At 54.8% G+C, this 17250-nt stretch carries 15 protein-coding genes; 10 read left to right on the plus strand and 5 right to left on the minus strand.

The genetic code is table 11. From position 1 onward, the window contains the following. Positions 1–49 precede the first annotated feature (49 nt). The gene (locus FHC52_RS04215; RefSeq protein WP_150146412.1) at positions 50–1750 is read right to left on the minus strand and encodes a lysophospholipid acyltransferase family protein; all 1701 of its coding nucleotides are present in this window, start codon (positions 1748–1750) and stop codon (positions 50–52) included. 127 nt (positions 1751–1877) lie between these two features. After that, the gene (gene hemB, locus FHC52_RS04220) at positions 1878–2852 is read right to left on the minus strand and encodes a porphobilinogen synthase (RefSeq protein ID WP_021241687.1); all 975 of its coding nucleotides are present in this window, start codon (positions 2850–2852) and stop codon (positions 1878–1880) included. Positions 2853–3304: 452 nt separating this feature from the next. Here hemB and FHC52_RS04225 point away from each other — a divergent pair, with 452 nt between their 5' ends. Further along, the gene (locus FHC52_RS04225) at positions 3305–6079 is read left to right on the plus strand and encodes an autotransporter outer membrane beta-barrel domain-containing protein (protein WP_126288702.1); all 2775 of its coding nucleotides are present in this window, start codon (positions 3305–3307) and stop codon (positions 6077–6079) included. Between the two features lie 93 nt (positions 6080–6172). Beyond that, a complete protein-coding gene (locus FHC52_RS04230) occupies positions 6173–6796 on the plus strand; it encodes a helix-turn-helix domain-containing protein (RefSeq protein ID WP_126288704.1) in 624 nt (207 codons plus the stop codon). 2 nt (positions 6797–6798) lie between these two features. Here FHC52_RS04230 and ampH read toward each other — a convergent pair whose 3' ends face one another. Next, on the minus strand, positions 6799–7959 hold the full coding sequence (gene ampH, locus FHC52_RS04235; protein WP_008503291.1) for a D-alanyl-D-alanine-carboxypeptidase/endopeptidase AmpH: 1161 nt from the start codon (positions 7957–7959) through the stop codon (positions 6799–6801). Positions 7960–8163: 204 nt separating this feature from the next. Between ampH and FHC52_RS04240 the strand changes: the two genes are divergently transcribed. The 3 genes from FHC52_RS04240 to FHC52_RS04250 all read left to right on the plus strand — a co-directional run bounded on the left by FHC52_RS04240 (position 8164) and on the right by FHC52_RS04250 (position 11144). Continuing rightward, on the plus strand, positions 8164–8697 hold the full coding sequence (locus FHC52_RS04240) for an isochorismatase family protein (protein WP_023343468.1): 534 nt from the start codon (positions 8164–8166) through the stop codon (positions 8695–8697). A 114-nt stretch (positions 8698–8811) separates the two neighbouring features. Beyond that, positions 8812–10032, plus strand: a complete 1221-nt coding sequence (sbmA, locus tag FHC52_RS04245) for a peptide antibiotic transporter SbmA (RefSeq protein ID WP_021241683.1) — start codon at positions 8812–8814, stop codon at positions 10030–10032. 14 nt (positions 10033–10046) lie between these two features. Next, on the plus strand, positions 10047–11144 hold the full coding sequence (locus FHC52_RS04250; protein WP_039265812.1) for a DUF1615 domain-containing protein: 1098 nt from the start codon (positions 10047–10049) through the stop codon (positions 11142–11144). Here the strand turns inward: FHC52_RS04250 and FHC52_RS04255 are convergent. Continuing rightward, entirely contained in the window at positions 11141–11440 is a 300-nt protein-coding gene (locus tag FHC52_RS04255) for a DUF2755 family protein (RefSeq protein ID WP_008503287.1), read from the minus strand. The two genes, FHC52_RS04250 and FHC52_RS04255, sit on opposite strands and share 4 nt — an antisense overlap. A gap of 247 nt (positions 11441–11687) precedes the next feature. On the opposite strand from FHC52_RS04255, the gene FHC52_RS04260 reads away from it, so the two are divergent. Beyond that, a complete protein-coding gene (locus FHC52_RS04260) occupies positions 11688–11924 on the plus strand; it encodes a DUF2754 domain-containing protein (protein ID WP_008503286.1) in 237 nt (78 codons plus the stop codon). Here FHC52_RS04260 and ddlA read toward each other — a convergent pair. Beyond that, entirely contained in the window at positions 11921–13021 is a 1101-nt protein-coding gene (gene ddlA, locus FHC52_RS04265) for a D-alanine--D-alanine ligase (protein ID WP_021241680.1), read from the minus strand. The genes FHC52_RS04260 and ddlA overlap by 4 nt on opposite strands. 103 nt (positions 13022–13124) lie before the next feature. Here ddlA and FHC52_RS04270 point away from each other — a divergent pair, with 103 nt between their 5' ends. The 4 genes from FHC52_RS04270 to phoA all read left to right on the plus strand — a co-directional run bounded on the left by FHC52_RS04270 (position 13125) and on the right by phoA (position 17175). Next, entirely contained in the window at positions 13125–13808 is a 684-nt protein-coding gene (locus tag FHC52_RS04270; protein ID WP_126288706.1) for an extensin family protein, read from the plus strand. Between the two features lie 167 nt (positions 13809–13975). After that, entirely contained in the window at positions 13976–15190 is a 1215-nt protein-coding gene (locus FHC52_RS04275) for a multidrug efflux MFS transporter (RefSeq protein WP_126288708.1), read from the plus strand. Between the two features lie 209 nt (positions 15191–15399). Further along, positions 15400–15660: an anti-adapter protein IraP gene (iraP, locus tag FHC52_RS04280; protein WP_023293178.1), complete on the plus strand. Its 261-nt coding sequence runs from the start codon at positions 15400–15402 to the stop codon at positions 15658–15660. A gap of 99 nt (positions 15661–15759) precedes the next feature. Further along, positions 15760–17175, plus strand: coding sequence for an alkaline phosphatase (phoA, locus tag FHC52_RS04285; protein ID WP_059359581.1), 1416 nt, complete (start codon positions 15760–15762; stop codon positions 17173–17175). Positions 17176–17250 lie beyond the last annotated feature (75 nt).

A 17250-nucleotide genomic window follows, 5' to 3' on the forward strand; every position in this document is an offset into this window, starting at 1 on the left:
ATTGCCGGGTGGCGGCTACGCCTTACCCGGCCTACAAAATACCGCACATTTAAAGGTGCGCCTCAATATACCGCTGATAGCGGTTCGCCTTCAGGTAACACAAATCCACCAGCACCAGCCCGTCAACGCAGTTGTTGAACGCCGGGTCGCTGCCAAAATCAATAAACTGCACGCCGCCGGGCTCGCACAGCTCGGAATATTGCTTGTAAAGCGGCGGAATGCCGCAGCCAAGATTGCCGAGCAGGGATTTCAGCTTCGTCAGATCGTCCACGTAATCCACGCCGCCAAACTGCGCCAGCACGTCCGGCAGGGATGCGGGATAGGGCTTGCGCGAGGCGGCGAGCGGATGCGTCGCCGGGAACCACAGGCGGTAAAATGCCACCAGCAGATCCCGCGCGGCAGGCGGTAAGCCACCGGAAATCGAGACCGGGCCAAACAGGTAGCGGTAGTGCGGATAACGCGCCAGATACGCCCCAATGCCGGACCATAAATAGTCCAGGCCGCGGCGTCCCCAGTAGCGCGGCTGAATAAAGCTGCGCCCCAGCTCAATGCCGTGTTCCAGCACGTCCTGCATTTTGTCGTCGTAGTGGAACAGGCTATAGCTGTACAACCCCTCAACGCCGCGCTTTTCGATCTGCATGGCCGTCGGCATAAAGCGATACGCCCCGACGATCTCCAGATCGTCCTCATCCCACAGGATCAGATGCAGATAATCATCGTCGTAGCTGTCGGTGTCCCGGCGTTTGCCGCTCCCTTCCTCCACTGCGCGAAAGGCAATCTCGCGCAGGCGGCCCAGCTCGCGCAGCAGCGGGGCGTCTTCCTGACCGTTGCGCTGCCAAAGATAGATGGTTTTCCCGTCGCTGGTTTTGCCCAGAGATTCGGCCTGCGCCAGCGCGCGCTTCAAAGTGGCCCGGTCTTCCGGACGGGCAATCGCGCACTGGGTTTTAAAGACGCCGGGCACTCCCTTGCCAAGACGCATCACGTGCTGACGGCACTGCTCGGCCATCTCACGCGACGAAAGGGTGGCGCTGTGCCAGTGATGCCACGCAATCTGCTGGCCGATTTTAATCGGCAGCTGGCTGTGACGGCGGCGGAACATCTGCTGCATCAGCAGCAGCATCGACAGCGTCGGAGAGACCAGCGTGCTGGCGTAAAAGAGCAGGCTGTTGTGCGCCTGAATATGCACCGGCAGCAGCGGGACGCGCAGCTTGCCGGCGAGTTTGATAAAGCCAGAGTGCCATTTCTTATCGCGAATGCCTTTGCGCGTGGGGCGGGAAACTTCGCCTGCCGGGAAGAAGATCAGTACGCCCGCGTTTTGCAGGTGCTGTTCCATCTGCACCAGCGACGACTTCGCCGTCCTGCCACCCATATTGTCCACCGGAATAAACAGCGAGCTGAGGGGCTCAAGGTGGGTCAGCATCCGGTTGGTCACGACTTTAACGTCGCGCCGCACGCGGGAGACGGCGTACAGCAACGCCAGACCGTCCAGCGTACCCGTCGGGTGGTTGGCAATGATGACCAGCGGGCCATGTTCGGGGATTTGTTCGAGATCGCGGGCGGAAACGGTGCAGAGAATATCCAGGTGTTCCAGAACCTGCTCCACCATATCCAGTCCTTTCAGATGGCGGTGGGCGGCGGCAAACTGCTGAAACTCGTCTTCGTAGAACAGTCTTTTTAACAGACTTTTTTGCCAGGGGGCGGGCCTCGCCTGAGGCCAAAGATCGTCGAGAACGCTATCGAGGCTAAACATGGTCACTCCTCCTGCCGTCTTGCGAAGACAGTAGAAGGCGCAGATGTCGATTGTATTGCAGTTGGGTGAAGATTTGAGCAGAGAGCAGGCCGGGTAAGGCGAAGCCGCCACCCGGCGCTAAAGCGGATTAACGCAGAATTTTCTTCTCGGCCAGATCCAGGGCGAAGTAGCTGAAGATCAGATCCGCGCCCGCGCGTTTGATCGCGCCCAGGCTTTCAAGGATCACTTTCTCTTCGTCGATCGCCCCTGCCAGCGCGGCGAACTTGATCATTGCGTACTCGCCGCTCACCTGGTAAGCGCCCAGCGGCAGCTCGGTGCGTTCGCGGATGTCGCGCAGGATATCAAGATATGCGCCAGCCGGTTTTACCATCAGGCAGTCTGCGCCCTGGGCTTCATCGAGCAGGGATTCACGAATCGCTTCGCGACGGTTCAGCGGGTTCATCTGATAGGTTTTACGATCGCCCTTCAGCGCCGTGCCGGCTGCTTCACGGAACGGACCGTAGAAGGAGGAGGCAAATTTGGTGGAGTAGGACATGATGGCGGTGTCGGTGAAACCGGCCGCGTCCAGCGCCTGACGAATCGCCTGAACCTGTCCGTCCATCGCCGCAGACGGTGCGATGAAGTCCGCACCCGCAGCGGCCGCGACGACCGCCTGCTTGCCGAGGTTCAGCAGGGTAGCATCGTTATCCACGCCGTGATCGCACAGCACGCCGCAGTGGCCGTGAGAGGTATATTCACAGAAACAGGTGTCGGACATCACCACCATTTCCGGCACCGTCTCTTTGCAGATGCGGGACATGCGGGCGACGAGGCCATCTTCCTTCCACGCGTCGCTGCCGGTGGCGTCGGTATGATGGGAGATGCCGAAGGTCATCACCGAGCGGATCCCCGCGTTGGCGATACGTTCGATCTCACGCGCCAGATATTTCTCCGGAATGCGCATGACGCCCGGCATGGCCTCGATGGCTTTGTAGTCATCGATCTCTTCTTCAACAAAAATCGGCAACACCAGATCGTTTAAGGTCAGGGTTGTCTCTTCAAACATAGCGCGCAGTGCAGGTGACTTACGCAGACGGCGGGGACGTGCAATTAAATCGGTCATGGTATGCCTGATGTTTGTGGAACAAAGAGGGCTAGTGTACATCAAAGTGAAGACGGGTGTTTTACTAAAGTGGGCATTTTGCTTTTGTGAAATGCGGCAGGTGAGTTTGCCTGTCATAAATAATATATAATGCAGGTCAGTATAACGCTGAGAGGAGAATGAAATATTCGTGTTATTTATATATGGAATGAAAGAATAATTAAAAATGATTTATTATTTTTCGGTGTGTTTTTTCGATTGGTTTAGCCGTGTATTAACATTCTGTTTTTATAATGTTTATTTTATGACGCCTTATGGTTTGTGGTCTGAATGTGTTTTTTGTCTGAATACGGACTTAATGGAAACATTCATTGAACCTTTTCGAAATGAAACTGCATAATTCCCTCCGCAATTAAATATTGCAAATTCATTGATGGACAAACTTGCTTACGTCCCTGAGGAGGGATGACCCAATGCAAACATGGAAAAAGAAACTCGTTGTATCTCAACTTGCATTAGCCTGCACCCTGGCTATCGCTTCTCAGGCCAATGCGAAGGATATTTCCGGTACGACATATAATACCTTCGGATACGATAATACAGCGTCCACCCCCTGGTATTATGGTTATGCCGACTGGGATTACTCGGATGCCATCCATGATGGTGATATTTATCCCGTGATTAATAAAGCCACCGTGAATGGTGTTATTTCAACGTACTACCTGGATGATGGCATCAATGGCCGGGCGAATGCGTTGAGTATTTCCAATAGCACCATTAACGGCATGATTACTTCTGAGTGTATGACCACCTCGTGTGCTGATGGCGTGGATGCTGACGGCACCCATCATACGCAATACGATCGTTTTAGCCTGACCGTTGATAATTCCACCCTTAACGATACGTACGAGCATTATGCGTATGATGTCGTGAATGGGGAAAATACGGAAAGACACTATCTGGATACGTACGATCTGGGTAATGCGATTACCCTGGATGTGGAATCGGATATTGTTATCCAGAATAATTCTCACGTCGCGGGGATTACCCTGACGCAGGGGGACCAGGAGCTGGATAATACGCCATACGACGGCGTTGAAGGCGTAGCCAACAGCAGCAACGTCTTTACCGACACGCTACTGGTGAAAGATTCGGTACTGACTTCCGGTGCGTACAGCGATTTAGGTACCAGCGGATTCTACGGTCAAACCGCGAAGCCGAGCGACTATGGTGAAACCAGCGCGACAGCGGCAGACGATGCGGCGCTGATTGTGGCCGCCAGCGCGTCTGATAACGCGATGCAAACCACCGCCACGTTCGATCATTCCACCGTTACTGGCGATATTCTGTTCTCCAGCACCTTCGACAACAACTTCTACCCGAACGGCGATCCGGCAACCGATACCACCGAAGACGGCATCTATAACCCAACCACCAACGGCTGGGATGGCACCGATAAGCTGGATGTGACGCTTACCAACGGCAGCAAATGGGTCGGCGCAGCACAGTCCAGCGTCGAGGCTATCGGCACGGCGCAGATGTATGGCCAGGGCTACAGCAACGTAGACTGGAACGCTCTGTCCCCTAACAGCATTTGGCCGGACTCCACCTATGACGACAACGGACATGTTGCGGGTGAAGCAGTGTATCAGAGCGGTCTGTTTAACATCGCGCTGGACAACGGCTCCGAGTGGGATACCCGTAAGGTGTCTAACATCGACACCCTGACGGTCAACAACCAGTCTCAGGTCAACGTTGAAAACTCAGGCCTGCTGGCGGATGCCATCACTCTGACCAATGCTTCCTCATTGAACATCGGCGACAACGGCGGCGTGGCCACCGACCATCTGTATCTGGACAGCGATAGCCGTGCGGCACTGACGGAAGAAACGGCCGAGCTGTATGCCAACACCATCACCGTGGATAACGGTGCAGAGCTGGCGCTGGGTCTGGGCCAGGTTGATACGCACACGATGGTTCTGACCGATGGCGGCGTGCTGAATGTTGCGAGCCGCGATTACGTGCTGAACAGCGATCTGAACAACGCACGCTATATCACTAACGACAAGCGAAGCGCCGATTATGACTACGGCGTAGTGGCCATTCACTCTGACGGCCATCTGGCGGTGAACGGTGACGTCGCAGGCAACTATAAAGTCCGTATCGACGACGCGACCGGAGCAGGTTCCGTCGCTGATTACAAAAATAAAGAGATTGTCCGTGTCTATGACAATAACGCGGATACGGCGGCCAGCTTTACTGCCGCAAACAAAGCCGATTTAGGTGCTTATACCTACCAGGCGCAGCAGCAGGGTGACACCGTCGTTCTGCAGCAGAAAGAACTGACCGACTATGCCAATATGGCGCTGAGCATCCCTTCTGCTAATACCAATATCTGGAATCTGCAGCAGGATACCGTAGGTGCGCGTCTGACCAACAGCCGTCACGGCCTGGCGGATAACGGCGGGGCGTGGGTGAGCTACTTCGGCGGCAACTTCGACGGTGACAACGGCGTTATCAGCTACGATCAGGACGTGAGCGGTATTATGGTGGGTCTGGATACCCAGATTGACGGTAATAACGCGAAGTGGATCGTCGGTGGTGCGGCAGGTTTCGCGAAGGGCGATATCAGCGATCGTACCGGTCAGGTCGATCAGGATAGCCAGACGGCGATGATCTACGCGTCAGCGAAGTTCATGAACGATCTTTTCCTCGACAGCTCCCTGAGCTACACCCGCTTCAACAACGATCTCTCCGCTAACATGAGCAACGGTCAGTATGTTGACGGCAATACCACCAGTGACGCTGTTGGCTTTGGTCTGAAGCTGGGCTATGACTGGAAGCCAAACCTCTCTGGCTACGTAACGCCATACGCAGCCGTATCGGGTCTGTTCCAGTCAGGCGATGATTATCGCCTCAGCAATGACATGCGCATGGATGGACAATCATACGATAGCCTGCGTTATGAACTCGGTGTTGATACGGGTTACACCTTCAACTACGGCGGCGATCAGGCTCTGACCCCTTACTTCAAACTGGCCTGGGTTTATGACGACGCCGATAACAATGCCGATATTAACGGTGACAGCATTGATAACGGCGTGAAAGGTTCAGCTGTTCGTGTTGGGCTGGGCACCCAGTTCAGCTTCACGAAGAACTTCAGCGCTTACACGGATGCCACATATCTTGGCGGCGGCGACGTTGACCAGAACTGGGGCGCAAACCTGGGTGTGAAATATACCTGGTAATCAATAAAGCGGGGGAGGGGTTATCTCCTCCGCTTTTTAGCGAAGCAATAAAAATAATATTGAACCGACAAATACGGATGACTTGAGGTCTGCATGAACGTTAATGCGAAACCACTTTCTGAATTACGCCGGCTCGAACAGGGGTTAATAGCAGCCAGTACCCCTTTTACATGTGCACCCCAACAATTAATTACGTCGGGCGAATCGAATGAGCCTCGAACGATCGTATTACAAACCGGCGTTATTGAGATCTATCGCCCTTCTGATGAACTTCTGGTGGGGATTGCGACTGCCCCCTTTATTTTTGGTCTGGCTACGGTGATGATTAATCATTCACAGGAATACAGAGTGATTGCCAAAACGGCCTGTACCGGTTTTTATTTATCCACAGAAACTACCCGACAACAAATCCAGCAATTTTCACTGTGGAAAGAGGCCTTCAGCTGGTTATCCTGGATAAATTACATTCTTGAGAAGCGCGATAAGCAGCTGGTTGGCAATAACTCCTATCACCAGATCCGCGCGATGCTGCTTAATATGGCCGAGTGGGATGAAACGCTGCGTTCAAAAATCGGTGTGATGAATCATATTCAGCAAAGCACACGCATTTCACGTTCTGTTGTTGCCGAGGTTCTGGCCGCTCTGCGACAGGGAAATTATATCAATATGAGCCGGGGCAAGCTGGTCAGCATCAAACGCTTGCCCACGGAATATTAATCTCAGTTGGATGCGGTAAGCACCTGGGCTTTATTGGCACTCAATTCCGCCACCAGGTTATTAACACCGTCACTCATATTGACGAAACGCGTATGCGGGGAGCGAGTGACCACCACAAACGCGCCCACGTTCGACTGCGGAATCATAGCCATATAGGTGATGAATCCGCCGCCGCCGCCGGTTTTCTGAATAATCCCCGGCCGGCCATTTTTCGGTGCCATATAGACCCAGCCCATGCCGAGCGCATCGGCTTTACCCGGCACGTCCATCCCGATGACCCGATGCAGCTGAGTACGCTGATAAATCAGGGTCTGCATACGGTCGGCCTGGCTGCTGCGAGAGTAGAAATCCGAAGAAAGGAACTGCTGCATCCAGCGCATCATGTCGCCAGGCGTGGAGTAAACCCCGCCGCTGCCCACGGCCGCCAGCGTGTTATTACAGGGGCTGGCGCCTTTCTCCGCCACCATCAGGCGACGACACTGGTCCGGGGACGGGGTGAACGTGGTGTCTTTCATGCCGAGCGGACGGGTGATCTGTTCTTCAAACAGTTGCGTGTAGGGTTTGCCAGCCGCCGTTGAGAGGGCATCCGCCAGCAGGTCAAACGCCAGGTTTGAATATGAGGCCTGAGAGCCCGGCGCCGCCTTCAGCGTGGCGGTACTCAGATAGCTCCAGCGCTGGTCGCGCGTTGGCCAGACGAATACGTCACGATGCGCCGCGCCGCCTGGCTGTTCACGCGGCAGGGCGCTGGTGTGGGTAGCAAGGTTCACAAGCCGGATCGGCGTACCCTGATACGTGGGTACCCGGGCGCCTGGCGGCGCGTATTTGCTGAGCGGATCGTCGAGCTTCACCACGCCCTGATCGAGCAGTTTCACCAGCATTTCGCTGGTCATCAGCTTGGTTAAGGATGCGATGCGGATAACGGAATCCAGCTGCGGGTGAACGTTATTGCCCGGGCGCGTTTCGCCAAAGCTGCGAAATACACGCTGGTTTCCGTCGATAACGACCATCGCCATACCGGTCGCGCCGCTGCCGTAATAGATAAGGTTCGCGTAGCGATCGGCAATATCTGAAGCTAAAACGGGAGCCGTCAGCGGTTGGGCTGCCTGGGCGGTAGAGAAGCTCACCGCACACAGCGCGGCAAAAGAGAGCAGACAACGTTTCAACGAAAAGCATCCATGAAGTGAATGAGGAAAGTAATGGGTATTTATACTACTAATCGGTACCGTGCAATGCCCCGAATTGCATAACGATAGCGAGAAAAACGTAACCATGGGTAAATATGAACAATTTACTTGCGAGCCATCTCCCATTTTGTGACATCGGGCTTATGATAGGCACCAGTGTCACTCAATCTTACGGAGAACGGTATGTCTGAGAAGCGTGTGGTTATGGTTGTCGATATGCAAAACGGGGTGTTTGAAACCCCTCGTCATCAGCGCGAAAAGTGTGTCTCTCTGATCAACCAGCTTACGCAGGCAGCCGACACGGTGATTTTTATACAGCATACCGAGGCCGGGGGGTTGGAAGAGGGAAGCGAAGGGTTTGCGCTACTGCCTGAACTCCATCAGCCTGCTGGTGCGCTTTACGTGACCAAAACGGCCTGCGATGCCTTCTACAACACCGGGCTTGAGGCGCTGCTGCGGGAGCAGGGCATTCGTGAGTTTGTCATCTGCGGCTGCGCCACCGATTACTGCGTCGATGCGACGATCAAGAACGGCGTTAGCCGGGGTTATCACATCACCGTTGCCGAAGATGCCCATACCACCGCCAACCGTCCGGCTGCTGACGCACAGATCCTGATTAACCATCACAACGACGTCTGGCGTAACTTCATTGCGCCAGCGAATCCTCTCGCGGTGAAACGCACCGAAACAATTCTTGAAAACTGGAAAGCGAACTAATAATTAACGCTCGGGTCTGACCTTTTTGCCCGGGCCGGGAGTCTGGCGCGGGCAGGTTTTCGTGTGGTGACGTGTTGTACACAGCAACAGCCATAACAACAAGAAGGAAGCATTATGTTTAAGTCTTTTTTCCCAAAGCCGGGACCTTTTTTCCTGTCGGCATTTATTTGGGCACTGATCGCTGTCATTTTCTGGCAGGCGGGCGGCGGCGCATGGCTGACGCGCATCACGGGGGCGACAGGTGAGGTGCCGATTAGCGCGGCGCGCTTCTGGTCGCTCAGCTTTATCGTATTTTATGCCTACTACACGGTATGTGTGGGGCTGTTTGCACTCTTCTGGTTCAAGTATTCTCCGCATCGTTGGCAGGTTTGGTCGATTTTGGGATCTGCACTGATCATTTTCGTTACCTGGTTCATGGTGGAAGTGAGTGTTGCAATTAATGCATGGTATGCACCCTTCTACGATTTGATCCAAAAAGCGCTAAGCGCCCCGAATAAGGTTCCGATTGGTGAACTCTATGCCAGTCTCGTTAGTTTTACCGGCATTGCCATGATTGCAGTAACAGTGGCAGTGCTGAACAATTTCTTCGTTAGCCATTACGTTTTCCGTTGGCGTACAGCTATGAACGAATATTACATGGCAAATTGGCAACGACTGCGGCACATCGAAGGTGCTGCACAGCGTGTACAGGAAGACACCATGCGTTTTGCCTCAACGCTGGAGGACATGGGGGTCAGCTTGCTTAATGCTGTGATGAAACTTATCGCTTTTTTACCGATTCTGATTGCACTTTCACCCCATGTGCCTGAACTTCCAATTGTTGGTCATTTACCCTATGGTTTGGTTATTGCCGCACTGGTCTGGTCTCTTATGGGAACGGGGCTTCTTGCTGTGGTGGGGATCAAATTGCCGGGGTTACAATTTAAAAATCAGCGCGTGGAAGCGGCTTACCGTAAAGAACTCGTTTACGGTGAGGATGACCCATCACGAGCTGCGCCACCAACGGTAAAAGAGTTATTTCAGAACGTCCGTTTTAACTACTTTAAGCTCTACTTCCACTACATGTATTTCAACATAGCTCGTATTTTATATCTTCAGGCCGATACTGTTTTTGGAATAGTCCTGTTGTTCCCGTCAATTGTTGCAGGGACGATTACCCTGGGACTGATGACCCAAATTACTAACGTTTTCGATCAGGTCAGAAGTTCATTCCAGTACCTGATCAGCTCCTGGACCACGCTGGTGGAACTGATGTCCATCTACAAACGTCTGCGCAGCTTTGAACGCGAGCTGGACGATCGTGACCTGCAGGAAGTCACCAACACATTTAGCTAATACAGGACGTTGCTATGTCTTTTGCCGTACCGCGCGCGTTACCGTTGACCATACTGGCCGCTTTTGTGCTGGCAGGCTGTGCCGAAAAGGGGGCCGCTCCGCTCAAAAAGGGCGAGAAGCCCGTTGATGTGGCGAGCGTTGTGCGGCAGAAAATGCCCGCCAGCGTGAAAGATCGCAATGCGTGGGCAGACGCGCTGGCAAAAACCTTTGAGAGCCAAAAGATTGCGCCGACCGAGGAGAACATCTGTTCGGTGCTGGCGGTGGCACAGCAGGAGTCGATGTATCAGTCAGACCCGGCTGTGCCGGGGCTGAATAAAATCGCCTGGAAAGAGATCGACCGCCGCGCGGAGTCCATGCATATCCCGGTGTTCCTCGTGCATACCGCGCTTAAAATCACCTCGCCGAACGGCAAAAGCTACAGCGAACGGCTGGACACGGTGAAAACCGAAAAACAGCTTAGCGCTATTTTCGATGATTTCATCAACATGGTGCCGATGGGTCAGAAGCTGTTTGGCTCACTGAACCCGGTCCACACCGGTGGCCCAATGCAGGTAAGCATCGCGTTCGCGGAGAAACACACCGACGGCTATCCGTGGAAAATCGACGGTACGGTGCGCCAGGAGGTCTTCTCCCTGCGCGGCGGACTGTGGTTCGGCACGTATCACCTGCTGAACTACCCGGCCAACTACGATGAGCCGCTGTACCGCTTTGCCGACTTTAACGCAGGCTGGTATGCCAGCCGTAATGCGGCATTCCAGAGTGCGGTCAGCCGCGCAAGCGGCGTTAAGCTGGCGCTGGACGGCGATCTTATCGCCTACGGCAGCAGCGAGGCGGGAAGCACCGAGCGGGCGATCCGGAAATTATCGACAACGCTTGATATGAGCAACAGCGACATTCGCCGTCAGCTTGAGAAAGGCGACAGCCTGGCCTTTGAGAAAACGGATCTGTACAAGAAGGTGTTTGCGCTCGCAGAGCAGAAAAGCGGGAAAACGTTACCGAGGGCTATCCTGCCGGGGATCCAGCTGGAAAGCCCGAAGATCACGCGTAACCTGACCACCGCGTGGTTCGCGAAACGCGTGGACGATCGCCGGGCTCGCTGTATGGGGCTTTAACGGCGGCGGCGAAAGCGCAGCACTAATGCCACAACGCCCAGAATCATACATCCCGCGAGGAAGGGAATCAGGCCGAACAGGGTGCTGACGCCAAAGCCAATCTCAACTCGCGGGCGTCCGTTATCCTGTACCTGCATGAGATGTTCATAAACGCCAGGCGCATGGACCAGCATATTGAGCAGCTGCGAGCCAGCCCAGAAGCAGAACAGAACAAACAGGGCATACGCGATATTACCCGCCGTGGAGGTTTTTGGTTTTCCGCCAAAAATCGGTTTCGACAATGTAAAGTCAGCCATGATGACCTCCGGATAAATCGCTCTGTTAATACGCTTCGTACAGGGAGAGTTTGACAGGTCATCGCATTTGTCAATATCAGAATCGTGGTAATTTACGCGCCGGAATCCTCCTGGATTGTTGATTTCTGCAGCACGTCACAATTTATTAACTTAAGTGAAATTGCGTCGCGTTTCAGAATTTCCGTATCTGCCACAGACCTGGCCGTAAAACTGTGAGAGGATGTCTTTTTTTCCTGCCGGAGTTGTTATGAAGCTCACGTCCAAACTACGCCGTGACTGGCACTACTACGCCTTCGCTATCGGGCTGATCTTTATTCTTAACGGTGTCGTGGGCCTGTTGGGGTTTGAGGCAAAAGGCTGGCAAACCTATGCCGTCGGGCTGGTGACCTGGGTTATCAGTTTCTGGCTGGCGGGGTTGATTATCCGCCGCCGTCCTGAAGAGACGACAGCGGATGAGGCAGCGTCGGCGAAGCGCGCCGATTAACCGTTTACGGAACTTTTAAGCGCGCTGTCGGCAGCATGACGCTCCAGCGCCAGTTCGATCAGGCGGGTGATCAGTTCCGGATAGCTGAGGCCGCTCGCCTGCCACAGCTTCGGATACATGCTGATGTTAGTGAACCCCGGCAGCGTGTTGATTTCATTGATCACCACCTCGTTTTCCGCCGTCAGGAACACATCCACGCGCGCCATGCCGCAGCAGCCGAGCGTCTGATAAGCGCGAATGGCGATCGCCCGGATCTTATCGTTAACCGCCGGATCGAGATCCGCAGGCACGACAACCTGCGCGCCTTTATCATCAATGTATTTGGTGTCGTACGAGTAGAAGTCGCTGTTTAAGACCACTTCGCCGCAGGTGCTCGCCTGTGGAAAATCGTTGCCCAGCACGGCGCATTCAATTTCACGGCCTTTGATGCCCTGCTCAACCACCACTTTATGGTCGAACTCAAACGCCAGGCGGACGGCCTGTGTGAACTCTGCTTCGCTTGTCACTTTGCTGACGCCCACGGAGGAGCCCTGGTTTGCTGGCTTCACAAACAGCGGCAGACCCAATTCAGCGCTAATCTGCGCGAAGCTGTGCTTGTCGCGGTTGGCGCGGGTGAGCGTCACAAACGGCGCGATATTCAGCCCGGCGTCGCGCAGCAGGCGTTTGGTGACGTCTTTGTCCATGCACGCGGCGGAGCCGAGTACGTCCGAGCCGACGAACGGCAGGTTGGCCATGCGCAGCATTCCCTGCAGGGAACCATCTTCCCCCAGCGTGCCGTGCACGATAGGGAAGACCACGTCGATCTGGGCGAGTGCCTGAGCATTGCCGGCATCGATAAGCTGCCCCTTCGCGACGCCGGGTACGGTGGCGACGCTAATTTCTGAAGGATTCAGGGCGATATGGGCCGGATCGTGAGCATTCAGCAGATACTGGCTGGCATCGTTAACGTGCCACTGGCCCTGTTTATCAATGCCCAGCAGCACCACGTCGAAACGGCTTTTATCGATCGCATCAACGATATTTTTAGCCGATTGCAATGACACTTCGTGTTCCGCTGATTTTCCCCCAAAGACAATACCTACGCGCTGCTTAGCCATCTCACTCTCTTCCAGTCTGACGAAAAGCCAATAACATACCACGATGCCCGGCGGGTTTCGCGACCTTCTGCCATAATGTTTGGGGGAATGTTCAGGGGGGCGAGTGAGAGGAAAAACGCTGCTGACCGGATTTACCATTTTGACCATCGCAACGCTGGGTTACCGCTGGTTGCCGCCTTACTACAACCCTTTCACGCCGCTGACGCTTGACGATCCGCCAGGCCGAATCACCCAGTATAAGCTTCGGCGCTTAACGCCCGAGGCCTGCGCAAGCCTGCTTGCGCAGGCTAATCAACGCGATCTCATCCGCACCCAGCCGGTCGCTGACAGCGCCGGGGAATGCCCGCTGAGCAACGTCGTGCGCGTGCGCAACTTCGGCCCGGTCAGCCTGAACGGCAGTTTTCTTGCCAGCTGTCCGCTGGCGCTCAGCTCAGCCCTCTTTATCAGCCAGCAGGCCCGGCCGCTGACAAAACGCTATACGGGCAGCGACCTCGCGCGTATCGATCACCTCGGCAGCTTTGCCTGCCGCAATATTTATCACCGCCCTGACGCGCGCCGCAGCGAGCATGCCACGGCGGAGGCGCTGGATATTGCCGCTTTTCGTCTGGCGAACGGCGACCGCGTCACGGTGCTGAACGGCTGGAAGGCGGCCACGACGCAGCCCTGGCTGAAGGCGATGCTGGCGGCAAGCTGCGGGTACTACGGGAACGGTCTGGGGCCAGAGTACAACGCGGCGCATGCCAACCATTTTCATCTCGGAATGCGCGGTTTTGGCCTGTGCCGGTGAAGCATAATATTCCGCCAGAAAATGGATGAATTGTGACTTATTTCACAAATATGATGACTGGGAAGATAAAACACCAAAGTCGGTCAGGCCGCATCTCTGGTGCGACGTTAACACGCGTAACTTGCTAATCTGACGGCGAATTCGCCTAAAAATGAAGACTATTCTGTATGGAATCCTGGAAAGTTAATCTCATCTCGGTCTGGTTCGGTTGCTTCTTCACCGGGCTGGCCATCAGCCAGATTTTGCCGTTCCTGCCGCTGTACGTCTCGCAGCTGGGGGTCACCTCGCACGAAGCGCTCTCCATGTGGTCCGGCCTGACGTTCAGCGTCACGTTTCTGGTCTCCGCCATTGTGTCACCGATGTGGGGCAGCCTGGCCGATCGAAAAGGCAGAAAACTGATGCTGCTGCGCGCCTCGCTCGGGATGGCAATAGCCATTCTGCTGCAGGCCTTCGCCACCAACGTCTGGCAGCTGTTCTTCCTGCGAGCGGTGATGGGACTGACGTCCGGGTATATTCCAAACGCCATGGCGCTGGTCGCCTCTCAGGTGCCGCGCGAGCGGAGCGGCTGGGCGCTGAGCACGCTCTCCACGGCGCAGATCAGCGGCGTCATCGGTGGCCCGCTGCTGGGGGGCTTTCTGGCGGATCACGTCGGACTGCGCGCGGTATTTATCATCACTGCGGTTCTGCTGGTGGTCAGTTTTCTGGTCACGCTCTTTATGATTAAAGAGGGAGGCCGCCCGGTTATCAGTAAATCTGAACGCCTGAGCGGCAAGGCCGTTTTTGCCTCGCTGCCTTATCCGGGGCTGATGATCAGCCTGTTTGTCACCACCATGGTGATCCAGCTCTGTAACGGTTCCGTGGGGCCGATTCTGGCGCTGTTTATCAAGTCAATGGAGCCGGAGAGCACGAACATCGCTTTTTTAAGCGGCATGATTGCCGCCGTGCCGGGTGTATCGGCGCTGATTTCCGCGCCGCGTCTTGGAAAACTGGGTGACCGGATCGGCACCGCGCGCATTCTGATGGCGACGCTGATCTTTGCGGTGGTGCTCTTTTTCGCCATGTCGTTTGTCACCTCTCCGCTTCAGCTTGGCGTGTTGCGATTTCTGCTCGGCTTTGCCGATGGTGCCATGTTGCCTGCGGTACAGACCTTGCTGGTCAAATATTCCAGCGACCAGGTGACGGGGCGTATTTTTGGATATAACCAGTCATTTATGTATCTGGGGAATGTTGCCGGTCCGCTTATTGGCGCCTCCGTTTCCGCGATGGCCGGTTTTCGCTGGGTATTTGCGGCGACGGCGATTGTCGTTTTAATCAATATTATCCAGCTGGCTATTGCGCTGCGACGCCGCAGACAAATGGCGGAGGCGAAATCGGCGAGATAACGCTTTCGCAGATGTATTATATATTCTTATGGTAGCCGCATTTTTATATAACAAAATGCGGCATCTTTTTATAGAAAAACGTTTCGCTCACGGCGAGGTCTCTTTATTTCCGTTTCTGTATCACTTTTGCATACCATAATTAATTTCTTCTCTTTGCATTATGGATTCAGAGTGATAACGTCAGATAAAACTGAAAAGGAACTGGCACGATGAAAAACCTCATTGCTGAATTGCTGGTCAAGCTGGCACAAAAGGAAGAAGAGTCAAAAGAGCTGGTGGCCCAGGTCGAAGCGCTTGAAATTGTGGTCACCGCGCTGCTGCGACAAATGGCGAAAACCGATCAGCAGGCGTTGATTGAGAGCGTGGAAGGCGCGCTGGAGAGCGTCAGGCCTGAATCGCAGGTACCGGTTGAAGATGCTGAGATGCTCCACCAGTACGTAAAGAAGCTGTTAAGGCATCCGCGCAGCTAAACCGTCACAGGACGTAACGACGTGTCATAGAATTGTCATGCAGGATGCCTATAGTCGCTCTGTTTTTATTTTTATGTATTTTTACATGGAGAAAATAAATTGAAACAGAGTGCACTTTTCATCGCATTACTTCCTCTGTTAATTACCCCTGCCATTTATGCTGACACGACGCAAACCAGCGTCCTGGATAATCGTGCGGCAAAAGGGGATATCACCCAGCCCGGCGGCGCGCGCCGATTGTCGGAAGATCAAACCGCCGCCATTCGCGCTTCGCTTAATGAAAAACCGGCAAAAAATATTATTCTGCTGATTGGCGATGGAATGGGTGATTCCGAAATCACGGCGGCGCGAAATTATGCCGAGGGGGCGGGCGGCTTTTTTAAAGGTATCGACGCATTACCGCTGACCGGACAATATACCCACTACGCGCTGGATAAAAAAACCGGTAAACCGGATTACGTAACGGACTCTGCGGCCTCGGCCACGGCGTGGTCCACCGGCGTGAAAACCTATAATGGCGCGCTGGGCGTGGATATTCACGAAAAAGATCGTCAAACCCTTCTGGAGATGGCAAAAGCGGCGGGCCTGGCGACCGGTAACGTCTCCACCGCTGAACTTCAGGATGCGACGCCTGCGGCGCTGGTGGCACACGTGACCTCGCGTAAATGCTACGGCCCGTCAGTGACCAGCGAAAAATGCCCAACGAACGCGCTGGAAAAAGGTGGCAAAGGCTCGATTACGGAACAGCTGCTGAATGCGCGTCCTGACGTGACGCTGGGCGGCGGCGCGAAAACCTTCGCGGAAACCGCGACGGCGGGCGAGTGGCAGGGCAAAACGCTGCGCGAGCAGGCGCAGGCGCGCGGCTATCAGCTGGTGAGTGACGCAAATTCGCTGGCGGCGATAACCGAGGCGAACCAGGACAAACCGCTGCTGGGGCTGTTCTCTGACGGCAACATGCCCGTGCGCTGGGAAGGTCCAAAAGCCTCATATCACGGCAATATCGATAAGCCAGCAGTGACCTGTACGCCTAACCCTAAACGCACGGACAGCCTACCGACGCTGGCGGCGATGACCGATAAAGCGATCGATCTGCTGAGCAAGAGCGAAAAAGGGTTCTTCCTGCAGGTTGAGGGGGCGTCGATCGATAAGCAGGATCATGCGGCAAATCCGTGCGGTCAGATTGGCGAAACCGTCGATCTGGACGAAGCGGTGCAGAAGGCGCTCGCGTTCGCGAAAAAAGACGGTAACACCCTGGTGATCGTCACTGCGGATCACGCGCACGCCAGCCAGATCGTTCCGCCAGATACCAAAGCCCCTGGCCTGACGCAGGCGCTCAACACCAAAGATGGCGCCGTCATGGTGATGAGCTACGGCAACTCTGAAGAAGAGTCCATGGAGCACACCGGCACCCAGCTGCGCATTGCCGCCTACGGCCCGCACGCGGCCAATGTGGTAGGCCTGACCGATCAAACGGATCTGTTCTACACCATGAAGGCGGCGCTGGGTCTGAAATGATAAATTCCCGGCGGAAATCACATCTGCCGGGTGGTTTTTTTCCTGTCACGAACCAGACTTATAGGGAATGTTCAC

Origin of the sequence: Enterobacter sp. EC_64 (assembly GCF_019584165.1) — a bacterium.
Classification (GTDB): domain Bacteria; phylum Pseudomonadota; class Gammaproteobacteria; order Enterobacterales; family Enterobacteriaceae; genus Enterobacter; species Enterobacter roggenkampii.

What these genes read in the sequence shown, in the direction of transcription:
- FHC52_RS04215 (WP_150146412.1), bottom strand. Translation starts at nt 1,750, where the DNA reads ATGTTTAGCCTCGATAGCGTTCTCGACGATCTTTGGCCTCAGGCGAGG.
- hemB (WP_021241687.1), bottom strand. Translation starts at nt 2,852, where the DNA reads ATGACCGATTTAATTGCACGTCCCCGCCGTCTGCGTAAGTCACCTGCA.
- FHC52_RS04225 (WP_126288702.1), top strand. Translation starts at nt 3,305, where the DNA reads ATGCAAACATGGAAAAAGAAACTCGTTGTATCTCAACTTGCATTAGCC.
- FHC52_RS04230 (WP_126288704.1), top strand. Translation starts at nt 6,173, where the DNA reads ATGAACGTTAATGCGAAACCACTTTCTGAATTACGCCGGCTCGAACAG.
- FHC52_RS04240 (WP_023343468.1), top strand. Translation starts at nt 8,164, where the DNA reads ATGTCTGAGAAGCGTGTGGTTATGGTTGTCGATATGCAAAACGGGGTG.
- sbmA (WP_021241683.1), top strand. Translation starts at nt 8,812, where the DNA reads ATGTTTAAGTCTTTTTTCCCAAAGCCGGGACCTTTTTTCCTGTCGGCA.
- FHC52_RS04250 (WP_039265812.1), top strand. Translation starts at nt 10,047, where the DNA reads ATGTCTTTTGCCGTACCGCGCGCGTTACCGTTGACCATACTGGCCGCT.
- FHC52_RS04255 (WP_008503287.1), bottom strand. Translation starts at nt 11,440, where the DNA reads ATGGCTGACTTTACATTGTCGAAACCGATTTTTGGCGGAAAACCAAAA.
- FHC52_RS04260 (WP_008503286.1), top strand. Translation starts at nt 11,688, where the DNA reads ATGAAGCTCACGTCCAAACTACGCCGTGACTGGCACTACTACGCCTTC.
- ddlA (WP_021241680.1), bottom strand. Translation starts at nt 13,021, where the DNA reads ATGGCTAAGCAGCGCGTAGGTATTGTCTTTGGGGGAAAATCAGCGGAA.
- FHC52_RS04275 (WP_126288708.1), top strand. Translation starts at nt 13,976, where the DNA reads ATGGAATCCTGGAAAGTTAATCTCATCTCGGTCTGGTTCGGTTGCTTC.
- iraP (WP_023293178.1), top strand. Translation starts at nt 15,400, where the DNA reads ATGAAAAACCTCATTGCTGAATTGCTGGTCAAGCTGGCACAAAAGGAA.